The organism is Prauserella shujinwangii (genome assembly GCF_003001955.1).
Classification (GTDB): Bacteria; Actinomycetota; Actinomycetes; order Mycobacteriales; family Pseudonocardiaceae; genus Qaidamihabitans; species Qaidamihabitans shujinwangii.
The window spans coordinates 425,916-445,675 of sequence record NZ_PVNH01000002.1 but is presented as its reverse complement, the minus strand read 5'-3'; the positions used below and the strand labels follow the sequence as shown (position 1 = coordinate 445,675).

At 71.9% G+C, this 19,760-nt stretch carries 22 protein-coding genes and 1 riboswitch; of the genes, 11 read left to right on the top strand and 11 right to left on the bottom strand.

The genetic code is table 11. The features are described from left to right. Positions 1 to 7 precede the first annotated feature (7 nt). Entirely contained in the window at positions 8 to 415 is a 408-nt protein-coding gene (locus B0I33_RS05465; RefSeq protein ID WP_106177419.1) for an ectoine synthase, read from the top strand. 169 nt (positions 416 to 584) lie between these two features. Further along, the gene (gene thpD / locus B0I33_RS05460) at positions 585 to 1,490 is read left to right on the top strand and encodes an ectoine hydroxylase (protein WP_106177418.1); all 906 of its coding nucleotides are present in this window, start codon (positions 585 to 587) and stop codon (positions 1,488 to 1,490) included. Positions 1,491 to 1,767: 277 nt separating this feature from the next. On the opposite strand, the gene B0I33_RS05455 is transcribed toward thpD, so the two are convergent. The 5 genes from B0I33_RS05455 to B0I33_RS05435 all read right to left on the bottom strand — a co-directional run bounded on the left by B0I33_RS05455 (position 1,768) and on the right by B0I33_RS05435 (position 5,226). Continuing rightward, positions 1,768 to 2,646: a hypothetical protein gene (locus tag B0I33_RS05455; RefSeq protein ID WP_106177417.1), complete on the bottom strand. Its 879-nt coding sequence runs from the start codon at positions 2,644 to 2,646 to the stop codon at positions 1,768 to 1,770. Beyond that, on the bottom strand, positions 2,640 to 3,146 hold the full coding sequence (locus B0I33_RS05450; protein WP_106177416.1) for a DUF6932 family protein: 507 nt from the start codon (positions 3,144 to 3,146) through the stop codon (positions 2,640 to 2,642). Before B0I33_RS05450 ends, B0I33_RS05455 begins: the two co-directional genes overlap by 7 nt. Positions 3,147 to 3,170: 24 nt before the next feature. Next, positions 3,171 to 3,548, bottom strand: a complete 378-nt coding sequence (locus B0I33_RS05445; protein WP_106177415.1) for a hypothetical protein — start codon at positions 3,546 to 3,548, stop codon at positions 3,171 to 3,173. A gap of 21 nt (positions 3,549 to 3,569) precedes the next feature. Beyond that, positions 3,570 to 4,247: an OmpA family protein gene (locus B0I33_RS05440; RefSeq protein ID WP_106177414.1), complete on the bottom strand. Its 678-nt coding sequence runs from the start codon at positions 4,245 to 4,247 to the stop codon at positions 3,570 to 3,572. 163 nt (positions 4,248 to 4,410) lie between these two features. Then, the gene (locus tag B0I33_RS05435; RefSeq protein WP_106177413.1) at positions 4,411 to 5,226 is read right to left on the bottom strand and encodes an SGNH/GDSL hydrolase family protein; all 816 of its coding nucleotides are present in this window, start codon (positions 5,224 to 5,226) and stop codon (positions 4,411 to 4,413) included. Between the two features lie 213 nt (positions 5,227 to 5,439). On the opposite strand from B0I33_RS05435, the gene B0I33_RS05430 reads away from it, so the two are divergent. Further along, complete coding sequence (locus B0I33_RS05430) at positions 5,440 to 6,126, top strand: DUF3159 domain-containing protein (protein ID WP_106177412.1); 687 nt, start codon at positions 5,440 to 5,442, stop codon at positions 6,124 to 6,126. Between the two features lie 41 nt (positions 6,127 to 6,167). Here the strand turns inward: B0I33_RS05430 and B0I33_RS05425 are convergent, their stop codons facing one another. Continuing rightward, positions 6,168 to 7,160, bottom strand: coding sequence for an N-acetylglucosamine kinase (locus B0I33_RS05425; RefSeq protein WP_106177411.1), 993 nt, complete (start codon positions 7,158 to 7,160; stop codon positions 6,168 to 6,170). Next, positions 7,157 to 8,173 carry an SIS domain-containing protein gene (locus B0I33_RS05420; protein ID WP_106177679.1) on the bottom strand — a complete coding sequence of 339 codons (1,017 nt, stop codon included), beginning with the start codon at positions 8,171 to 8,173 and terminating at the stop codon, positions 7,157 to 7,159. The genes B0I33_RS05425 and B0I33_RS05420 overlap by 4 nt, the downstream gene beginning before the upstream one ends. Positions 8,174 to 8,322: 149 nt before the next feature. Between B0I33_RS05420 and B0I33_RS05415 the strand changes: the two genes are divergently transcribed. From B0I33_RS05415 to B0I33_RS05405, 3 genes are all read left to right on the top strand, one after another. After that, the gene (locus B0I33_RS05415; protein ID WP_106177410.1) at positions 8,323 to 9,081 is read left to right on the top strand and encodes a GntR family transcriptional regulator; all 759 of its coding nucleotides are present in this window, start codon (positions 8,323 to 8,325) and stop codon (positions 9,079 to 9,081) included. A gap of 82 nt (positions 9,082 to 9,163) precedes the next feature. After that, entirely contained in the window at positions 9,164 to 10,582 is a 1,419-nt protein-coding gene (locus tag B0I33_RS05410) for an MFS transporter (protein WP_245900476.1), read from the top strand. 120 nt (positions 10,583 to 10,702) lie between these two features. Continuing rightward, positions 10,703 to 11,632: a hypothetical protein gene (locus B0I33_RS05405; protein ID WP_245900454.1), complete on the top strand. Its 930-nt coding sequence runs from the start codon at positions 10,703 to 10,705 to the stop codon at positions 11,630 to 11,632. Between the two features lie 99 nt (positions 11,633 to 11,731). On the opposite strand, the gene thiE is transcribed toward B0I33_RS05405, so the two are convergent. Then, positions 11,732 to 12,412 carry a thiamine phosphate synthase gene (gene thiE / locus B0I33_RS05400; RefSeq protein ID WP_106177409.1) on the bottom strand — a complete coding sequence of 227 codons (681 nt, stop codon included), beginning with the start codon at positions 12,410 to 12,412 and terminating at the stop codon, positions 11,732 to 11,734. Between the two features lie 32 nt (positions 12,413 to 12,444). Next, a riboswitch (TPP riboswitch) is annotated at positions 12,445 to 12,550 on the top strand. Between thiE and thiO the strand changes: the two genes are divergently transcribed. The 4 genes from thiO (at position 12,546) to B0I33_RS05380 (ending at position 15,136) form a co-directional block, all read left to right on the top strand. Continuing rightward, complete coding sequence (gene thiO / locus B0I33_RS05395) at positions 12,546 to 13,661, top strand: glycine oxidase ThiO (protein ID WP_106177408.1); 1,116 nt, start codon at positions 12,546 to 12,548, stop codon at positions 13,659 to 13,661. Its footprint overlaps the riboswitch before it by 5 nt. After that, positions 13,661 to 13,861, top strand: a complete 201-nt coding sequence (thiS, locus tag B0I33_RS05390; protein WP_106177407.1) for a sulfur carrier protein ThiS — start codon at positions 13,661 to 13,663, stop codon at positions 13,859 to 13,861. The genes thiO and thiS overlap by 1 nt, the downstream gene beginning before the upstream one ends. Before the next feature lie 2 nt (positions 13,862 to 13,863). Then, positions 13,864 to 14,640 carry a thiazole synthase gene (gene thiG / locus B0I33_RS05385; RefSeq protein ID WP_106177406.1) on the top strand — a complete coding sequence of 259 codons (777 nt, stop codon included), beginning with the start codon at positions 13,864 to 13,866 and terminating at the stop codon, positions 14,638 to 14,640. 67 nt (positions 14,641 to 14,707) lie between these two features. Beyond that, positions 14,708 to 15,136: a MarR family winged helix-turn-helix transcriptional regulator gene (locus tag B0I33_RS05380; protein ID WP_106177405.1), complete on the top strand. Its 429-nt coding sequence runs from the start codon at positions 14,708 to 14,710 to the stop codon at positions 15,134 to 15,136. 4 nt (positions 15,137 to 15,140) lie between these two features. On the opposite strand, the gene B0I33_RS05375 is transcribed toward B0I33_RS05380, so the two are convergent. The 3 genes from B0I33_RS05375 to B0I33_RS05365 are packed head-to-tail and all read right to left on the bottom strand — an operon-like array spanning position 15,141 to position 18,523. After that, a complete protein-coding gene (locus B0I33_RS05375) occupies positions 15,141 to 15,965 on the bottom strand; it encodes an ion transporter (protein WP_425440440.1) in 825 nt (274 codons plus the stop codon). Positions 15,966 to 15,974: 9 nt separating this feature from the next. Beyond that, positions 15,975 to 16,802: a bifunctional hydroxymethylpyrimidine kinase/phosphomethylpyrimidine kinase gene (gene thiD / locus B0I33_RS05370; RefSeq protein WP_106177404.1), complete on the bottom strand. Its 828-nt coding sequence runs from the start codon at positions 16,800 to 16,802 to the stop codon at positions 15,975 to 15,977. 26 nt (positions 16,803 to 16,828) lie between these two features. Continuing rightward, a complete protein-coding gene (locus tag B0I33_RS05365; protein WP_106177403.1) occupies positions 16,829 to 18,523 on the bottom strand; it encodes a PstS family phosphate ABC transporter substrate-binding protein in 1,695 nt (564 codons plus the stop codon). Between the two features lie 214 nt (positions 18,524 to 18,737). Between B0I33_RS05365 and B0I33_RS05360 the strand changes: the two genes are divergently transcribed. Then, positions 18,738 to 19,754, top strand: a complete 1,017-nt coding sequence (locus B0I33_RS05360; protein WP_106177402.1) for a phosphatidylinositol-specific phospholipase C domain-containing protein — start codon at positions 18,738 to 18,740, stop codon at positions 19,752 to 19,754. Positions 19,755 to 19,760: the final 6 nt, after the last annotated feature.

Below are 19,760 nucleotides of genomic sequence, written 5' to 3'. Positions count from 1 at the left end.
GAGTGCTTTGATCGTCCGGACCCTCGACGAGATCACCGACACCGACGCCGACATCAAAACCCCGAACTGGCGTAGCAAGCGGATCATTCTCGCGAAGGAGAAGGCCGGGTTCTCGGTGCACGAGACGACGTTGTACGCCGGCACCGTGAACGATTTCTGGTACGCGAACCACATTGAAGCGGTGTTCGTCTACGAGGGTGAAGGCGAGATCACCAACAAGGAGACCGGCGAGACGTTCCAGCTGAAGCCGGGCTCCCTGTACCTGCTCGACAAGCACGACAAGCACCAGGTGCGGCCGAAGACGGACATGAAGACCGTCTGCGTGTTCAACCCGCCGGTGACCGGGCGAGAGGTCCACGACGAGAACGGTGTGTACCCCTTGATCAGGGAGGATGAGGACACGGCGGCGAGCTAGTAGCCGCACACCCGGCTGCGGAGAGCCGCAGCCGGGTGGTGAGTGGTTATCGGTCGTTAAAACGGGTAACCACTCACGACCCGGCTGAGTTCCCCACCACCACGACTGAATGGGGCGCTGGAAGAAAGAAAATCCAAGTACAAAGTGGCACTCATAGGAGGCGAGTAATTTGACTCTCACTGAGAGCCGTGTTGAGGACAGTTATCCGACCCGGATCGTCGCGACCGAGGGAGACCTTCTCGAGCGCACTGATCCCACTGTCTGGGGCAGTGAACACGACGGGCCGATCGACGCGGCCACCCTCGCTTCGCACGACGCGAAGGGGTACTCCATCGTCGAGGGACTCCTTTCCCCCGCCGAGGTCCAGGGCTACTGGCAGGAACTCGTGCGGCTCTCCTCGGACGAGCAGCTCAAGGCCGACGAGCGAGTGATCACCGAGAAGGCCTCGGGCGAGGTCCGTTCGATCTTCGAGGTCCACAAGGTCAGTGAGTTGATCAGCGAGCTGGCGCGGGATCCGCGGATCCTGGATCGCGCGCGCCAGATCCTCGGATCGGACGTCTACATCCACCAGAGCCGGGTGAACTACATGCCCGGGTTCAAGGGGTCCGGGTTCTACTGGCACTCGGACTTCGAGACCTGGCACGCCGAGGACGGCATGCCGCGCCCGCGCTGCGTGAGCTGCTCGATCGCGCTCACCGACAACTACCCGTTCAACGGTGGGCTCATGGTGATGCCGGGCTCGCAGCGGACGTTCGTGCAGTGCGTCGGCGAGACCCCGGAGGACTACTACAAGACCTCGCTCAAGGAGCAGAAGATCGGCGTGCCGAGCGAGGACAACATCACCCGGCTGGCCGCCGAGCACGGTATCGACCAGTTCACCGGGCCCGCGGGCTCCGCGCTGTTCTTCGACTCCAACATCATGCACGGGTCCGGCAACAACATCACGCCCTACCCGCGCTCGAACATTTTCCTGGTGTTCAACAGCGTCGAGAACGCGCTCGTGGAGCCGTTCGCGGCGGGCAAGCCGCGGCCGACGTTCATCGCCAGCCGCGAGTTCACCCCGGTGACCCGCTGACGTTCCGGTAACGAACTGATCGCAGGCCGTGTGGGGGTGCTTGTAGCCACCCCCACACGGCCTGTTAACGTGTCGCCACCTCATTGGCGCGACCAATGAGGTAGTCGTTGCCGGGCGGTCCGGGATCTTCCTTGCTCGGGGTGAACCCCGGGCCGCCGTCGGCAGCGATGACCGCTTCACCGAGTGCGGCCCCGTGCCATCAGATCGGGACTGATGGCACGGGGCCGCACTCGTTCGGGAGTCCGATCAGGACATCGATCAGGACACCGTCGCGTGGTCAGTCGAACAGGCTCGTCTCCGAGTGGATGTTCAGCAGCTCGTAGACGGGCCTGCCGCGCCTGCCGTCGATCGTGGTGGCCCGGACGACGCGGAGCCGGGCCGTGACCGGCCGGTCCAGGTTGACCTTGATCTCGTCGAGCAGGTCCGGCGCCACGGCGCCCTGGATGGTGCCGCCCGTGTCGCGCTCGAGGTAGAAGATCCGCCGCCGCGTCCGCACCCCGTCGAGCCGGCCGGTCACCGTCTCGTACCCGACGTCCTCCCTGGACTCCCGCAGGCTGCTGTGCAGCACCCGCGCCTGCTCGGTCGTCATGCTGCGGGTGAGCTCGTCCCCGGCGGTCGGGATGAGCGAAAGGCCGATGCCGGACGTCTTCATCACCGCGTTCACGATGTCGCTCACCGCGTTGCGCACGGTGTCGCGCTGCAACAGCACCGCGTCCAGCGCGCCGTCGTCGGAGCCGTTCGCGGGCAGGAAGTCGCACAGCTCCTTGACCGCCCGCTCCGACAGCGTCTCGATGCCGTCGTGGATCAGCGCGTCCGGCTCCGAGGTCTCCGGGAAGCCGAAGAACATGGCGTTGCCCGCCTGCCCGCGCTGGATCAGCGGCGCCTTCTCGCGATCCGCGGGCTGCACGTACGTGATCTCGCCCTGCGGGTTGCGCACGATGTGGCCGATCTTGGCCGTGGCGTCCTGCAGCGCCTTGCCGATGTCGGAGAACGTGTACGCGTCCAGCTGCGAGGTGCCGAGCACCGACACGCGCAGCAGCGGCGAGCGGCACGTGCGCTCGAACTTCGCGTGCGCCGCCATCGCGGACGCCCGTGCCAGGTCGTCGAGCCAGGTGCCGCCGGGGATGCCCTCGGCGATCTTTCGGAAGCTCACCACGTCATCTCCGCGAAGCCTTTGACCATGCCATCGATCGGACCGTACGGCCCCCGGACGGACGACCAGGCCTCGGCCCACGCCTCCTCGTCACCTGGGTGGCACAGGTAGCCGTCGAGCAGGCCGCCGACCGGTTGCACCTGCTCCAGGTACATCACGGGCTGCTCCGCGATCACCCCGCGCAGCGTCAGCAGCCCGTAGAGCGCGGCGCGCGCGGGGCCGCCGAGCCGCTTCAGGCTGCCCCAGTCGTCCGGGATCAGCACCACGTCGACATCCTGGGGCACGCCCTCCATCCGGGTGGTGATCCCGCCGCCGATCCAGGCGCGGCCCGAAGGGATCAGCCTGCCGACGACACCGAGGTAACCGCTCAGCGCGCTGAAGAGGATCTCCCGCTCGTTGCGGTGCGGGGCATCCCACACGAACCGCTCGTAGATGTCGGAGAGATCGGCGGGATGCCGGCCCGGTGGGAGAACGTTCTCCGAAGTCCAGTGCGGTAGCGGCATTCCCGTGAACTTATCAGCCGCCGCTCAGCCGCCCTGGCGCGGCTGCCACTGCCGCTCGGCCTCCGGGACGTCGTGCTCGTCGGGCCATTCGTTGCGGGCGTGCCATTCCTCGCGCCCGGGCAGGGTGCCCTCCCGGTGGCCGTGGTCGGGCGGTTCGGTGGGTTCGTCTTCGGGATAGCCCGCGGGCGACTCCGGGGGACCGGGCGGCGGGCTGATCGGGACCAGCAGCTCGGTCCGTTCCGTCGAGGCGCCGAACCCCTCGGCTTCGGCGAAGTCGGACTCACCGGCAGGCTCCCGGCTCAGCCTGCGCCGCCACGGGGCGAGCACCAGCACGGTGAGCGCCACGCCGAGCGCGAACGCGAGCAGCAGCCAGAGCCAGATCTGACCGAACAACCACAGCATGGCCCCTCCCTCGTCGCCGCCTCAGCGCACCGTGATCTCCACCCGCCGGTCGAGGTCCGTGGTGCCGCTCTCGGAACGCGGCCGGGTGTCGCCGTAGCCGACCGCACGCACGCGGTCCTCGGCGATGCCCGCCTCGACGAGCTTGTTCGCCACCACCCGCGCGCGCTCCTCCGACAGCGTGCGGGCCCCCTCGGGGTCGCCGCCGGGGACACGCGCGACGTGCCCGCCCACCTCGAAGGTCACGTTCGCCGGAGCGGCGGTGAGCATGTCGGCGACCCGGGAGACGGACCGGGTGCCCTGCACCGTCAGCTCGGCGGTGTCCGGCTGGAAGGTGATCGGCTCGGCGGCGAGCAGCTGATCGAGGCGGACCTGCAGGTCGCGCTTGACGTGACCGCCCGCCTCGGGCGCCTGCTCGGCGGGTTGCCCGGTCACCTCCGCCGTGCGCACGCCCGCGACGCCGAGGACGACGCTCCTGGCCCGGCCGCGCTGGTCCGCGGGCACGTTGCCGATGCTGGCGTCGCGGCCGTCGAACGCGACCGTCGCCGAGGGCAGCTCCGCCGCGACGAGGGCGTCCCTGGTGCGGGCGGTCAGGTCCGACTCGATGCGGTCGGCGCCGAGGAACGTCGCACCAGCCGCCAGGCCGCCCGTCACCACCAGTGCGAGCGGGATCAGCCACAACAGTCGGCGTGCGCCCGGCATGCGTCGACTGTAATCGGACAAACCCGTCCGTGCAGCTCAACGCATCCCCGGGCGCCGAAGGGCACCGCGGCAGGCACGCGGTGGTGCGGACGCAGTGAAGGCCACCTTCAGTGCGTTGGGCGCACGCAAGGTGGCCTTCACTGCACCAGGGCGCACCGGGGAGTCAGTCGCGGGCCTGCCCGCAGGCCGCGTCGAGCATGGCCTCCTGCTGGCTGGGCAGGAGCGGCGACAGCTGGGGCCGCTTCGGGGTGACCCCGTCGCCCATCGACTCGCCGCGGAGGTGGCGGCGGATCCACGGCAACAGGTGGGTCTTGGTCCATTCGAGGTCGGAGCGGCGCAGGGTGAGCCAGTTGGCGTGCTCGTCGGCCGCGGGCCACGGTTCGCGCCAGTCCTGCCCGGTTGGCACCCCCAGCACCTCCGCCGCCCGCAGTGCGATCCTGCGGTGCCCCTCCGGCGTGAAGTGCAGCCGGTCGTCGCTCCAGGCGCGGACGTCGTGCAGCACGTCCATCGCCCACAGGTCGACCACCCTGGCGCCGTGCCGCTCGGCGATGGCCCACAGGTGCGCGTTGTAGATACCGACCTTGCCGCGCAGGACGCTCATCACCGACATCTGCTTGGTGTCGGGACCGGTGAACATGAGCACCTCGATGCCCGCCCTGCGCAGCTCGGCGACGCCTTCCTCGAACCGCTCGGCCACCACGTCCACGTCGGCTCCGGGCACGATGATGTCGTTGCCGCCCGCGCACACCGTGACCAGACCGGGCTTGATGTCGAGCGCGATCGGCAGCTGCTCGTCCCAGATCTCGGCCAGCATCTTGCCGCGCACGGCGAGGTTGGCGTACCGGAATCCCGGCCTGCCCTCGGCGAGGATCTCCGCCAGCCGGTCCGCCCATCCCCGGAAGCTCCCGTCCGGGAGCGGGTCGTTCAGGCCTTCGGTGAAGCTGTCGCCGATCGCAACGTAGCTGTGAAAGCCGTCCACGGGTTCCTCCTCCGCCCAGCGCCCTGTGGTGATCGTTCCCCTCCGATCGACTCCCGAGGATGCACGGGTGATCCACACCTACGCCACCGTCGGTTGATCGGATGTCCTAGCTTCCTCCTCCATCGGATCCGGGCGCAGCCGTATTTCACGACGCTGTGGGCAACCTCTCCCCGGTAGCTGACCCGCGGTCCGTTTTCAGGCAGGCTAGACGGTGTGACCGACAGTTCCGCGACCGAATCCGCGTCCCGGCGCGAGTCGCTGGCAAGCCTCCTCGGCGGCAGGCGCGGGGCGATCGACGCGAGCCTGCCACCGGTGGCCTTCGTGGTGGGTTGGCTGCTCGCGGACCACTCGATCGGCTGGGGCGCTGCCGCCGCGATCGGCGGCAGCGTCCTCATCGGCGTGTTCCGGCTCGCGCGGGGACACCGGGTCCGCGCCGTGGTGGTCAGCCTGGCCGCCGTTGTGGCCGCCGCCCTCATCGCCCTCCACACGGGCCGCGCCCAGGACTTCTTCCTCATCCAGCTGCTGTCCAATGTGGCCAGCGCACTGATCTGGGCCGCCAGCGTCGTGGTGCGCTGGCCGCTGCTGGGCGTCGTGGTCGGGTTCGCCCTCGGTCAGCGCACCCGCTGGCGGCGCGACCCCGCCCTCCTGCGCGCGTACTCGCTCGCGAGCTGGGTGTGGGTGCTCCAGTACGTGCTGCGAGTGGTCGTGTTCGGACCGTTGTGGTGGGCCGGTGAGGTGGTCGCGCTCGGCGTGGCCCGCACGGTGCTGTCGTGGCCGCTGGTCGCGCTCGTCGTCGCCGTGAGTGGTGGGGTGCTCTACCGTGCGTTGCCGAAGGACCATCCCGGCCTGCGGCACCCGAGGCAACCGGATGTCTCCGAGCGGCCGGAGGCACGCGCGTAGGGCGACCCCCGGCGAGGGGGGAGGTCCGGGGGCCGCGCGACCTACGGTACTCCCGCGCCCGACCCCGCCACGGGTCGCGGCGCGTGCTCGCCGAACGCGTCGACGGCCGCCAGCCACGCGGCGCCGAGCACGCCGTCGCGGCTTTCCAGCACCTCCGGCCCGGCCAGGCTCTCCCGCACGAGTGTTCCGACGGGGCTGTCCCGCCCCAGCACGCTGCCCACGAGCACGACGGGGGTGCGCTCGCCCGGCTCCCGGGTGGCCATCGCCGTCTCGGTCAGCCACCGCGCCGCGGTCCGCACGATCTCCTGTGCGGCCGGGTCTCCCGCCACCGAGGCCGTGCTCACCAGCGGCGCGAACCGGGAAAGGCGCACCGGCGGCGCGGCGTTGGCGGCCGTGATCAGCCGGTAGGCGAGTTGCCGCCGGCCGGTGGTGTCCCCGGCGTTCTCGGTGCCCACTTCCCCGAGCGCTTCGACGAGCACCGCCCGTGCCAGCGCCCCGAGCGGGGCGTGACCGGCCAGCGCGTCGAGCGCCGACCGGACGGCCTCCCTGCCGATCCAGAAGCCCGAGCCCTCGTCGCCGAGCAGCCAGCCGTAGCCCCCCGCGGTGGAGACCATGCGTCGCGCGCGGATCCGGCCCGCGATCGAGCCCGTGCCCGCGATGAGCACGGTGCCGTCCGGAGCGGAGGTCGCGGACGCGAACGCCGCCTCCGCGTCGGAGGCCACCCGCGGCGGCGCGGGCAGGCCGAGGTCGTCCCACGCCCGCCGGAACAGGTCCGCGACGGCCGGGTCGGTGAGCTTGCTCGCTCCCGCCATGCCGATCACGCAGGCGCGGACGGCGGCCGCGTCGAGACCCGCGAGTGCGGCCGTCATCGCCTCGGCGATGGCCTCCGCCGCGTGCTCCGGCCGGTGCGAGTTCGGGTTGCCGCCCCCGGCGAGCCCGCTGCCGAGCACGGACCCGTCCGGACCGAGGGCCAGCGCCCGGGTGGCGGTACCGCCGGCGTCCACGCCGAGCACGATCCCGGTGCCCGAGGTCATCGGGTCCTCGTCACCTTCCGCAGCCCGCGCGGGCGGTCCGGATCGCCACCGCGGGCCAGCGCCAGCCCCAGCGCGATCCGCTGCACCGGCAGCACCTCGAGGATCGGCGCGACCTCCTCGGCCGTCTCCGGCAGGCCGATCCGCAGCGCGGCGGGCACCGACTCGGCCGCGGAGCCGATCGCGAGCACGTCCGCGCCCCGGTCGGCGACCGCCCCGAGCACGTCGTGCATCGCCCTTCCACCCTTGCCCGCGCTCGTCACCGCGAGCACGGCGGTGTCCTCGTCGACGGCGGCGACGGGGCCGTGCAGCAGGTCGGCGCCGCTGTAGGCGCGGGCGGCGAGGTAGCTGGTCTCGGCCAGCTTCAGCGACGCCTCCAGTGCCGTGGCGTAGGAGTAGCCGCGCCCGGAAGTGATGATCCGGTCAACGAAACGATAACGATCGATGGCGCGGGACACGTCGCCGTCGGACCGCTCCAGGGCCTGCTCGGCGAGCTTGCCGATGTCGTGCACGTGTTCGCCGGTGCCGCCGCGGATCGCGTCCACGAGCAGGTACAGCGTCAGCAGGGTGGCCGTGTAGGTCTTCGTCGCGGCGACGGCCTGCTCCGGCCCCGCGCCGATGTCGACGGCGAGTTCGGCCACGCCGTGCAGGGGCGAGTCCGCCGTGTTGCTGACGGCGACGGTGCGCGCGCCGCGCTCCCTCGCGGCGGCGGTGACCTCCACCAGATCGGGTGAACCGCCGCTCTGGCTCACCGAGACCAGCAGGACTTCCCGCAGGTCAGGCCGTGCCTCGTAGAGTGTGGTGGTGGATGGTGACACGAGTCCGGCCGGCAGTCCGAGCAGCACCTCGATGAGGTACTTCGCGTACAGCGCGGCGTGGTCGCTGGAACCGCGCGCGGCGAGCAACGCGAACCGGGGTGGCCGGTCGGCGATGGCGCGGGCGACCTCCACGACGCCGTCGCGGGCCTCGGCGATCCGGGCCAGCCTGCCGGGCTGCTCGGCGATCTCGGCGGCCATGTACTCGCCAGGGCCGGGCTTGCGCTCGCTCACGATGGTCCTCTCCGTCACCCATTGAGGTCTAGACCAATAGTAGCCGCGATGCAACGTACCCTCCGAAGGGTACTTTTCACAGTGAGGGATTCGCGCGCAGCAGTGGAGGAGTCGTCATGTTGGAGGCGGTTGCCGGTGGCTCGCCGGACTCGGTGTCCGGCACGCGGGGCCAGCGCGAACCGAAGTACTGGGCACTGAAGCAGCATCTGCTCGACCTGCTCGAGGCGATGCCGCCCGGCTCGCCCATCCCCACCGAGCGGGCGCTCGCGAGCGACTTCAACGTCTCCCGCACGACCGTCCGCCAGGCCCTGGCCGACCTGACCGCCGAGGGGCGCTTGCACCGGGTGCAGGGCAAGGGCACGTTCGCCGCCGAGCCGAAGGTGGCGCAGCGGCTGCAGCTGTCCTCGTACACGGAGGACATGCGGGCGCAGGGCCGCGAACCGTCCTCCCAGCTGCTCGAGGTCGAGGAACTGCACGCCGAGGGGGAGCTGCCGAAGCTGCTCGGGATCCGCACCGGGGCCAAGGTGCTGCGCCTGCACCGGCTGCGGCTCGCCGACGGTGAGCCGATGGCGCTCGAGACCACGCACCTGCCGCTGGCCCGGTTCCGCGGTCTGCGCAAGTACGTGTCGGAGGGCGGCTCCCTCTACGCCGTGTTGCGGGAGCGCTACGGGGTGGAGTTCGACCGCGCGGAGGAGACCATCGAGACCTCGCTGGCGGGCCCGCAGGAGGCGGAGCTGCTCGGCGCCGACGTCGGCATGCCGGTGCTCCTGCTCTCCCGGCACTCGTTCGCCACCGACGGCAAGCCGGTGGAGTACGTGCGCTCGATCTACCGCGGCGACCGGTACAAGTTCGTCACGACCCTGCGCCGCCCGTGAGGTGAGCACGCCCGGGGGAACCGTCACCTGGGGTAGCGCGGCCGCACGCGGCGTGCTGGCCACGACCATCCTCGGCTCGGGGATGGCCATGCTCGACAGCACGGTCGTCAACGTGGCGCTGCCCCGGATCGGCGCGGAGCTGGGCGCCTCGGTCTCCGGCCTGCAGTGGATCCTCGACGGCTACCTGCTCTCGCTGGCCTCGCTCATCCTCATCGCGGGCGCGCTCGCCGACCGCTACGGCAGGCGCAGGGTGTTCGTCGTCGGCGTCGTGTGGTTCGGGATGGCCTCCGTGTTGTGCGCCGCGGCGCCGACGCCTGGGCTGCTGATCGCCGCGCGGATCGTCCAGGGCATCGGCGGCGCGCTGCTCACCCCCGGCTCCCTGGCGATCCTGCAGGCGACGTTCGAGCGCTCGCAGCGGGCGCGGGCGATCGGCGTGTGGTCCGGGCTGGGCGGGATCGCGGCCGCGATCGGCCCGCTCGTGGGCGGGCTGCTGGTGCAGGCGTGGTCGTGGCGGCTCGCGTTTCTCGTCAACGTGCCCGTCGCCGTCGGCTGTGTCTGGCTCGCGCGCCGCTACGTGCCGGAATCACGCGACGAGCGGGGGCAGCGCAGGCCCGGCGTGCTGTCCTCGGTGCTCGCGGCGGCGGGACTCGCGGGCATCACCGCGGCGCTCGTCGAGGGCCCGGTGCGCGGCGCGGGTGACGTGCTCGTCGTCGGTGCGGCGGTCGCCGGGGTGCTGGCCTTCGGCGCCTTCGTCCACCGCCAGCTCCGCTCCCGGAATCCGCTCGTGCCGCCCGTGCTGTTCACCGAGCGCACGTTCGTGCTGGCCAACGGGCTGACGCTCGCCGTCTACGCGGGGCTCGGCGGCGTCCTGATGCTGCTGGTCCTGCAACTGCAGGTGTCGCTCGGGTACTCGCCGACGGCGGCGGGCGCGGCGGGGCTGCCGATCACCCTGCTGATGCTCGCCCTCTCCGGCCGGTCCGGGGCACTCGCCCAGCGGATCGGGCCGAAGGCGCAGCTGGTACTCGGCCCGCTGCTCATCGCGACCGGGATGCTCCTGCTGCGCAGGGTGGAGCCAGGTGCTTCCTACGTCGGCGCCGTGCTGCCCGCGGTCGCGGTGTTCGGCCTCGGCCTGGCCACGGTGGTGGCGCCCGTGACGTCCACCGTGCTCGCCGCAGCGCCCGACCGGTACGCGGGCGTGGCCTCCGGCGTCAACAACGCCATCGCCAGGACCGGGAGCCTGCTCGCGGTCGCCCTGCTGCCTGCCGTCGCCGGGCTCACCGGCACCGCGTACGCCGACCCGGAGGCCCTGACGGCGGGGTGGCGCACCGCGTTGCTCGCCGCCGCCGGGCTGGCCGTGCTGGGCGCGCTGCTCGCCACCGGAATTCGCAATGACGTCCTTTCCAGGCAATCCGCCGCGCCCCCGGCCGAACGCATGCACTGTGGCGTGGACGGTCCTCCGAACATTCCCCGGAACGCGGATTCCGATGTCAAGGGAAGCTGAAATTTCAGCGTCTATTGTGGACATAGTGTTCGTGCTCACTCCGTGGCAACATCGGGAGCGAAAACGGCGATACAACCGTTGAGGGTGGGGAACGACGGGGAGTGCGAGCAGATCGGAATCATGGCCGACCAGAACTCGAGAAAGCCGAGCACCGAGGAAGCAGCCGGCGCGCCGGACAAGACGGAGGCGGAATCCTCCGAATCGTCGGGGCGGTCGTCCGGTATCCGGCTGGCACAGGTGGCCGCGGCCGCCCTCGCGGCCATCCTGGCCGCCTTCCTCGCGTCGTCGCTCGGGGTGTACGGGACCGTGGTGGGCGCGGGCGTGCTCAGCGTGGTGACCACCGTCGGCAGCGAGCTGCTGCTGCGGTCGATGGAGCGCACCAAACACGCGGCGCGGCGAACCAAGGAGATGGCGCTGCGCGTGCTGCCCGCCGAGACCCAGCGTCAGGTGCCGGGACACCACACCTTCACCTACAAGCAGGTGCCGGGGACCCGGCGGACCCGCGCCTTCGAGCGAGCCGGAGCGCCGTGGGCCAGCACGGAGGCGACCCGGTACCTGCCGCTGCCGGGGCAGGACCCGCCCGGCTCCGACGAACCGACGGTGTTCCTGCCCAAGCCCGAGGACGCGGGGGAGGCGCCCGCCGGGCGCAACGGCGTCCTCGGCTGGCTGCGCCGGCGCTGGCCGCTGCTGCTTGCCACGAGCGCGCTGGCGTTCGTCATCGGGATGGGCGCGGTAACCGCCTTCGAGCAGGTCAGCGGGCGCGCCCTCGACGGAGGATCGGGCAGCACGGTGAGCAGGCTGGTCAGCGGCGGCGGCTCGGGCGGCTCCGGCGACTCGGGTGGCACGGAGCGGGCGCCCGGCGACGACCAGCGCCAGGAGCAGCCGGTCGCGCCGACCACCTCCGACAGCCCCACCGAGACGCAGGAGAGCGAGCCGACGGAGACCTCCGAGCCGACGGAGCCGAGCACGCCCGCGGAGGAGGAGCAGGAGCCGACCGGCGAGCCGGGCGAGCAGACCGCCACGGAGCCGCAGACCGAACCCTCGCCCTGAGCGGGAGAGCGAGGGAGCTTTACTGCCGTCTGACGGTAGTAAAGCTCCCTCGCTTCGCATCAGTGGGGCGGGAGAGGCGCGTGTGGGTGATGTTCCTGGTCACGTGGGCGGGGCGGTGAGGCCTGCCTTCAGCGCCGCGGCGGCGGCCCGGGGGTCGGCGGCCTCGGTGATGGCCCGCACCACCACCGCCCGGTCCGCGCCCGCGGCCAGTACCTCCGGCAGCCGCTGCCGGTCGATCCCGCCGATCGCGAACCACGGCCGGTCGGTGCCGACCCGCCCCACCACGTCCCTGACCAGACCGAGGCCGGGTGCGGTGCGGCCCTCCTTGGTGGGCGTCGGCCAGCACGGGCCCACGCAGAAGTAGTCGGCGCCGGGCTCCGCCGCGGCCGCCCGCGCCTGGTCGAGCGAGTGCGTCGAGCGGCCGATCACCGGCTCGTCGCCCAGGATCCGGCGAGCCAGCGGCACCGGGAGGTCGTCCTGGCCGAGATGCAGCACGTCCGCGCCGACGGCGAGCGCGATGTCCGCACGGTCGTTCACCGACAGCAGCGCTCCGTGCTCGGCGCACGCCTGCGCCAGCACCTCCAGCGCGGCCAGCTCCTGCTTCGCCTCCAGCGGGGCGCCGCCGGACTTGTCGCGCAACTGGACGATGTCGACGCCACCGGCGAGGGCGGCGCGGACGAACTCGGCGAGGTCGCCGCGCTCACGCCGGGCGTCGGTGCACAGGTACAACCTGGCACCGGCGAGTCGCTGCCTGATCTGGTCACCGTTGAGGCCGGGCATGGCGCCACAGTAGTACCGCCCTGTACCGTGGGAGGGGTCCGCACGGGAGCCCGAGGCACGGGCTGAGAGGGAGCCGCCGCTCCGACCGTGGAACCTGATCCGGGTCATGCCGGCGCAGGGAGCGTGATTTTCGATGAGTGACAAGACCAACCTCGCGATCGTCGGTGCCGGTGTGATCGGCCTCGCCGTGGCGTGGCGGGCCGTCGCCGCGGGACACCGGGTGACCGTGGTCGATCCCGCACCAGGCAGGGGCGCCTCGTGGGTCGCGGGCGGCATGCTTGCCCCCGTCACGGAGGCCTGGCCCGGCGAGGAGGCGGTGCTCGAACTCGGCGAGGAGTCCCTGCGCCGCTGGCCCGCCTTCGCCGAGGAGCTGAAGGCCGAGGGCGTCGACCCCGGCCTTTCGCTCGCCGGAACCGTCGTCGCCGCGTTCGACCGGGCCGACGCCGACCAGCTCGACGTGCTCGCGCGGTACCTGCGCGGCCTCGGCCGCGAGGTGACGTGGGTGAACGGCCGGGAACTGCGGCGTACCGAGCAGGGGCTCAGCGGCGCCGTCCGCGGCGGCCTGCTCGTGCCCGGTGACCTGGCCGTCGACAACCGCATGCTGCTCGACGCGCTGGCGGCGGCGGCGCGGCGGCACGGCGCGCGGTTCCTGGCCGAGCAGGCCGTCGGCGTTTCCGCCACCAGCGTGCGCACCCACGCCGCCGAGCACGCGTTCGACGTCGTGCTGCTCGCCGCGGGCGCGTGGAGCGCGCGGCTGCATCCGGAGCTCGCCGACCGGGTACGCCCGTTGAAGGGAGAGATCCTGCGGTTGCGTGCCCGCCGGGGCACCCTGCCCCCACCGCGGCGCACCGTCCGGGCGGTCGTCGAGGGCAGGCCGGTGTACCTCGTGCCGCGCGAGCACGGCGAGCTGGTGCTCGGTGCGACGCAGTACGAGTCCGGGTTCGACTCGACGGTGACCGCACGGGGCGCGCGCGAGCTGCTGGAGGGCGCCGAACGCGTCTTCCCCGCGATCGCCGAGTACGAGCTCGTCGAGACGGCGGCGGGGCTGCGCGCGGCCAGCGCCGACAACCTGCCGTACATCGGTGCGCTGGGGGACGGGGTCCTCGCGGCCACCGGGCACCACCGCAACGGGCTGCTGCTGGCGCCCGTCACCGCGGACGCCGTGCTCGCGCTGCTCGACGGCGGGCGGCCACCGGCCCCGGTGACGGCGGCGCGGCCCGATCGGGACGGAACCAGGGAGCGGGTGTGATGCGAGTACACGTCAACGGGGACGCCAGGGAGTTCCCCGAGGGCACCACGGTCGCCGACGTGCTGGAGGCGCTGGGAACCGCACGGCAGGGTGTCGCGGTCGCGCTCGACGGGCAGGTCGTGCGCCGGGGCGACTGGGCAGGTGCCGTGGTGCCGGACGGCGCCCGGCTGGAGATCCTCACCGCGGTGCAGGGAGGCTGACGATGACCGACGAAGTCCTGACCGACGGCGACCAGCTGGTGATCGGCGAGCACAAGCTGGGCTCGCGGCTCATCATCGGCACCGGCGGCGCGAGCAACCTGACCGTGCTGGAGCGTGCGCTCGTCGCCTCGGGCACGGAGCTCACCACGGTCGCGATGCGCCGAGCCGACACCGAGGGCGGGTCGGGTGTGCTGGAACTGCTGCGGCGGCTCGGCATCACGCTGCTGCCCAACACCGCGGGCTGCCGCAGCGCCGCCGAGGCGGTGCTCACGGCCAGGCTCGCGCGCGAGGCGCTCGACACCGACCTGGTGAAGCTGGAGGTGCACGCCGACGACCGCACCCTGCTGCCCGACCCGGTCGAGACGCTGGACGCGGCGGAGCAGCTCGTGGCCGACGGCTTCACCGTGCTCGTCTACACCAACGACGACCCGGTGCTCGCCCTGCGGCTGGAGGAGGCGGGCTGCGCCGCGGTGATGCCGCTCGGCGCGCCGATCGGGACCGGCCTCGGCATCCGCAACCCGCACAACATCGAGCTGATCGTGGCCCGCGCCGGGGTGCCGATCATCCTCGACGCCGGGATTGGCACCGCCTCCGACGCGACACTGGCGATGGAGCTCGGCTGCGACGCGGTGCTGCTGTCCACCGCGGTCACCAGGGCGCAGGACCCGGAGCGGATGGCGTACGCGATGCGGTCCGCGGTCACCGCGGGCAGGCTCGCCAGGGCAGCCGGGCGCGTCCCCCAGCGATTCTGGGCGCAGGCGTCCAGCCCACCTCGGTGAGGACGCCGCCGACGGCCACGTATGGTGTACGGCACTTCAGGCCGAGCGCGGACGGAGGAGCGCCCAGGTGACCACCTCGTCATCGCAGGACATCCCGAACAGGTTGTTCCTCGCCATCGGTCGGCTCTCCCGGTCGTTGCGGCAGGCCGGCACGCCGGGGCCGGGACACGGCGCGATCTCGGCGCTCGCCACGCTGTCCCGGTGCGGCCAGCTGCGGCTGGGTGACCTCGCCGCCAAGGAAGGGGTCGCTGCGGCGACGATGTCGCGCATCGTGGCGGCCCTCGTCGAGGCCGGTTACGTGCGCAGGGAGTCGGACCCGGTGGACCGCAGGGCCTGGCTGGCGACCGTCACCGAGGAGGGGGAGCGGCTGCTCTCGGGTGTGCGCTCCACACGCGTGCACGAGCTGGGCAAGCGGATCGAACGGCTCTCGCCCGAGCACCGGGAGGCGCTCACCGCCGCACTGCCCGCGCTGGAAGCCCTGCTCGACGACGAGTGACGCTTCAGCTCGGGTCGAGTTCGCGGTGGGCCCGCAGCTCGGCCACCTCGGCCCGCAGGGCCCGCAGCTCGGCCAGGATCTCCTGGTTCGCGGACTGCTGCAGCGCGGTCTGCTTGTCCTCCTCCTCCCGGATCTCGTCGCGCAGCTGGTCCTCCATCGCGCTGACGATCACCGCGATGAACAGGTTCAGCACCGCGAAGCTGGACACCAGGATGTAGACGACGAAGAAGATCCACGCCAGCGGCGCCTCCGCCATCACCGCGTCGGCGATGTCCGGCCACGACTCCCCGGTCATCACCTGGAACAGCGTGAACAGCGACGTGCCGAGGTCGCCGAAGTCGCCGGGCGCGATACCGCCGAACAGCTTGGTCGCCATGACCCCGGCGACGAAGATCACCAGGCCGAGCAGCGCGGCGATCGAGGCCATCCCGGGCACGGCCGCGAGCAGCCCGGCCACGACCTTCCGCATGGACGGCACCAACGACACCAGCCGCAGCACCCGGAGGATCCGCAGCGCCCGCAGCACGGCGAACGGTCCGGTGGCCGGTACGAGCGCGATCCCGACCACGACGAGGTCGAAGATGTTCCAGGCGTCGCGGAAGAACGCCCCGCGGTAGGCGTAGCAGCGGGCACTCAGCTCCGCGACGAAGATCCCGAGCGCGAGGTAGTCGAGCGTGTGCAGCAGTCCGCCGTGACTGTCCAGAATCGACGGGAATGTCTCCAGTGCGAGGGTCGCCGCGTTCGCGATGATCACCGCGATGATGAAGTTGCCGAACCTTCGGTCGTCGACGAGCCGCCGTACCCGTTCCCGCCACCTCACGCGGCGCATCGTAACGGGCTATTCCGGGGCGAGGCGCCAGAACGCGGAAACGGGGCCGACCTTCGCGCCCATCGGATAGGCGTGCTCGACGGCGTTGCCGACGTACCACTTCGCGAACCGGGCGGCCTCGGGCACCGGCATGCCCCGGGCGAGGCCCGCCGTGAGCGCCGATGCCATCGCGTCGCCCGCGCCGTGCGTGTGCGGGGTCGCCACCCGCGGCCCGGGCAGTTCGACAAAGGTCTCGCCGTCGTAGAGCACGTCGACGCACTCCGGGTCGGCGACCAGGTGCCCGCCCTTGACGAGCACGGTCCGCGGCCCGAGCGCGTGCAGGGCGACCGCGGCCTCCCGCAGTTGCTCGCGCCCGGTGACGCGGATCCCGGTGAGCAGCCGCACCTCGTCCAGGTTCGGGGTGAGCACGGTCGCCCTCGGCAGCAGCTCGTCCCGCAGGGCCGCCAGGCCCGCCTCGTCGAACAGCGGATGCCCGTGCATGGACGCGGCCACCGGGTCCACCACGAACGGCACCGTGCCGTCGCCGCCGATGCCGTTCTCCTCGCATGCGCGTGCCACCGCGCGGATGATGTCGGCGGACGCCAGCATCCCGGTCTTGGCCGCCTCCAGGCCCATGTCGCCGGCGACGGCGTCGATCTGCGCGGCGACGACGGGCGCGGGGATGTCGGCGCGGTCGTGCACCCCGAGCGTGTTCTGCACGGTGACCGCGGTGACGGCGACGAGGCCGTGCACCCCGCAGGTCAGGAACGTTCGCAGGTCGGCCTGCAGCCCCGCGGCACCGCCGGAGTCCGAGCCCGCGATCGTCAGCGCGGCCGGTGGGCGTGGTGTCTGGCTCATCCGCCCAGTGTGGCCGGTGGGTGCGCTCAGCCGCGGCAGAGGTGGTGCACCCGGCCGTCCCGGCGCACACACGGCACGTACCCGGCGTCCTGCAGCGCGGCGCGGGCGGTGCCGCTGCGCAGGTAGTCGATGAAGTAACGCAGCAGCGATCCGTTCTCCGGCACACCGAGGGTGTAGAGGTACTCGATCGTCCAGAACGGGTAGCCGTTGGGGATGTCGCTGACGTCCGGGTAGTTCTCGTCCAGCTCCACGACCGTGATCGGGAGTCCACCGGTGCGGGCCGCCCTCGCGGACGGCAGGTCGGCGTATCCGATCGCGCCCTCGGTGTCCGCGACCTCGGCGAGGACGTCGGCCTCGCTGCCACGCTCGCAGCGGATCACGGGCGCCGAGGCGCCACGGTCGCGCCGCTCGCACGAGTCGGACGAGAGGCCGCCCTCCGGGCCGTCGAGCACGGTCCGCTCGAACGTGCGCCGGGAACCGGACTCCTGGCCGCGTCCGACGATGCGGATGGGCAGCGAGGGGCCGCGGCGGATCTGGTTCCAATCCCGGTACCGGCCGGAGTGGATGCCCCTGACCTGTTCCAGGGTGAGCCGATCCACGCCCACCGAGTCGTTCACGACGACCGTGTACACGATCACCGCGACCGCCTGGGCAACGAGCTGCCGCCCCGGCTCGCCCGCCCGGCCGTCGGACAGCGCGGCCAGCGTGCCCCGCTCCGCCTGGTCGAGGTTCGCCAGCAGCCGGACGCCGTCGATGCTGCCGGTCGCCTCGGTGGTCACGTCGGCGCCGCACACGCGGGAGTACTCACCGGCGATGTCACTCACCGCGGGCGTGAACGCGCTGGAGCCGACGATGCGCAGGGTGCCGTCCGCGCATTGCAGTGTCGGGTCGGTGACCTGCCGGGAGGCGCTGGTCAGCACGGTGGCGAGCAACGCCCCGGTCAGCAGCACGCCGAACGTGGCCGTGACCACCGGCCAGGTGATCCGGCGCAGCTTGCGGTCGTCCTTGATCCGGCCGCCCGGCAGGTGCCCGGACCGCTCGACGACCTTCGTGATCTCGCCGTGCCGGTTGCCGTCGGGTTCCCGCAGGACCACGACGAGCTTGAACTTCTCCTTGCGTTCCAGGGACAACCGGCTCAGCCGGACCCCGTGCCACTGCGGTGGCGGAGCGGGTGGCGGCTCGCCGGAGGCGGAGTTGCCGAGCCACGCGGACAGTCGCTGGCCGAGCGAGGTCCGCACCTTCGTGAGCTTGCCCGTCTCGCCGGGATCACCGGCGTCACCGTCGACCGAGAAGAACTCGAGCGCGTCGGTCAGCTCACCGCGATGCTCCTCGACGGACGGCTCGGAGATGCGCGCGTCCCAGATCACCCTGCGGCCGAAGGTGAACTCCAGCGGCCTGCCGAAGTCCTTCGGCTCGATGTCGAAACTCCCGGTGTTGCGCACCCGGATGACCACGATGCTCATCCGGTCCAGCAACTCCGCGATGTGCAGCAGGCGCGGGTCGGCGTGGCGGGCCGCGCCATTGCCGTCGTGCAGGTCGACCGGGCTCAGCCCGATCTTCGAGTTGTACTGGACGCGGTAGTGCACGCGTTTGCGCCGGATGACGTAGCGGTCGACGATCGGCGAGGCGATGGCGAGCAGCGCCGCGACGCCCAGGACCACGCTGCCCTGTCCCGAGCCGAGTAGCTCGGCGAGTGCCTGCAGTGTCTGACCCGGCCCCATGCGCGCTCTCTCGTCGATCCCCGTGGATCGAACAGCCTACGAGCGCGGCCGCGCCTGATCACGGGGAAGCACCGTTCGTTCATCCCCGGTTCACGATCTCGACGTGGCGGGTGGCGCACGTCGATCGTCGTAGGCCGTCCGGTTGCTTCCGCTTCACCGGTGGGCAAACCGCGCCGACCATGATCGGCGACCGGGTGAGCGAAAGGGGCGGGCGGTGCGGTTGTTCTCGAGGGTTCTGGGCACGGCAACGGCGATCGTGCTGTTCGGCGGCACGGTGGTGGCGGCCGATCCGGTGCGGGTGTCGGGCACGACGACGGTCGGTGTGCACAACACCTACGAGCGTGGTGCGTACACCTACCTGGCGCAGGCGCTCGACGCGGGCGCGGCGCTGATCGAGCTGGACGTGTGGCCCAACATCATCACCAGGGAGTGGAAGGTCAGCCACGGCGACCCGCTCGGCAACGACAACAACTGCGTGGTCGCCGACTCGCCGGACGACCTGTACACCGGCACCCGGAACAAGAACCTCGAACACTGCCTCGACGACATCCGGGTGTGGCTCGACGCGCATCCCGGAAGCGGGCCGATCCTGCTGAAACTGGAGATGAAGACCGGTTTCGCGAACAACCGGGGACTGGGTCCCGACGAGCTGGACTCCGTGCTCCGCGACCGGCTCGGCGACGCCGTGTTCCGGCCGGCCGACCTGCTCGGTGGACACTCCACACTGGACGCCGCGGCCAGGGCGGACAACTGGCCGTCGCGGGAGTCCCTGCGGGGCAAGGTGATCGTCGAGGCCATTCCGGGCACCGTCGAGGAGCGGAACCCGACCGACACCCTGCGCACCGACGTCGAGATCGCGCAGCGCCTGCGGTCCCTGCACGCGGCGGGCAGGCTCGCCGAGGCGCAGGTGTTTCCCGCCGTGCACAACGCCGCGTCCGGCGACCCCCGCACGCGGTACGCCGACGCCGGGCTGCGGCCCTGGTTCGTCGTGTTCGACGGCGACGCCGCGACCTACGTCGAACACGTGGACACCGCCTGGTACGACGACAACCACTACCTGCTGGTGATGACCGACGCGCACGCCGTCGCCCCGGGGATCGACGCGCGGACGCCGACCGAGGCGGAGGCACTGCGGCGGGTCGCCGAACTCGCCGCGGCGCACGCGTCCGTGGTCACGTCCGACTGGACCGGCCTGCCGAATGTGCTCTCCCAGGTCCTCCCGCGCGGTTGAGCGCTG

Coding starts and splice junctions, on each gene's coding strand:
- B0I33_RS05450 (WP_106177416.1), bottom strand. CDS start 3,146: ATGCCGCTACCGCACTGGACTTCGGAGAACGTTCTCCCACCGGGCCGG.
- thiD (WP_106177404.1), bottom strand. CDS start 16,802: ATGAGCCAGACACCACGCCCACCGGCCGCGCTGACGATCGCGGGCTCG.
- thiS (WP_106177407.1), top strand. CDS start 13,661: ATGCGAGTACACGTCAACGGGGACGCCAGGGAGTTCCCCGAGGGCACC.
- thiG (WP_106177406.1), top strand. CDS start 13,864: ATGACCGACGAAGTCCTGACCGACGGCGACCAGCTGGTGATCGGCGAG.
- B0I33_RS05420 (WP_106177679.1), bottom strand. CDS start 8,173: ATGGCCGCCGAGATCGCCGAGCAGCCCGGCAGGCTGGCCCGGATCGCC.
- B0I33_RS05405 (WP_245900454.1), top strand. CDS start 10,703: ATGGCCGACCAGAACTCGAGAAAGCCGAGCACCGAGGAAGCAGCCGGC.
- B0I33_RS05440 (WP_106177414.1), bottom strand. CDS start 4,247: ATGCCGGGCGCACGCCGACTGTTGTGGCTGATCCCGCTCGCACTGGTG.
- B0I33_RS05375 (WP_425440440.1), bottom strand. CDS start 15,965: ATGCGCCGCGTGAGGTGGCGGGAACGGGTACGGCGGCTCGTCGACGAC.
- B0I33_RS05445 (WP_106177415.1), bottom strand. CDS start 3,548: ATGCTGTGGTTGTTCGGTCAGATCTGGCTCTGGCTGCTGCTCGCGTTC.
- B0I33_RS05415 (WP_106177410.1), top strand. CDS start 8,323: ATGTTGGAGGCGGTTGCCGGTGGCTCGCCGGACTCGGTGTCCGGCACG.
- B0I33_RS05365 (WP_106177403.1), bottom strand. CDS start 18,523: ATGGGGCCGGGTCAGACACTGCAGGCACTCGCCGAGCTACTCGGCTCG.
- B0I33_RS05425 (WP_106177411.1), bottom strand. CDS start 7,160: ATGACCTCGGGCACCGGGATCGTGCTCGGCGTGGACGCCGGCGGTACC.
- B0I33_RS05410 (WP_245900476.1), top strand. CDS start 9,164: ATGGCCATGCTCGACAGCACGGTCGTCAACGTGGCGCTGCCCCGGATC.
- thiO (WP_106177408.1), top strand. CDS start 12,546: ATGAGTGACAAGACCAACCTCGCGATCGTCGGTGCCGGTGTGATCGGC.
- thiE (WP_106177409.1), bottom strand. CDS start 12,412: ATGCCCGGCCTCAACGGTGACCAGATCAGGCAGCGACTCGCCGGTGCC.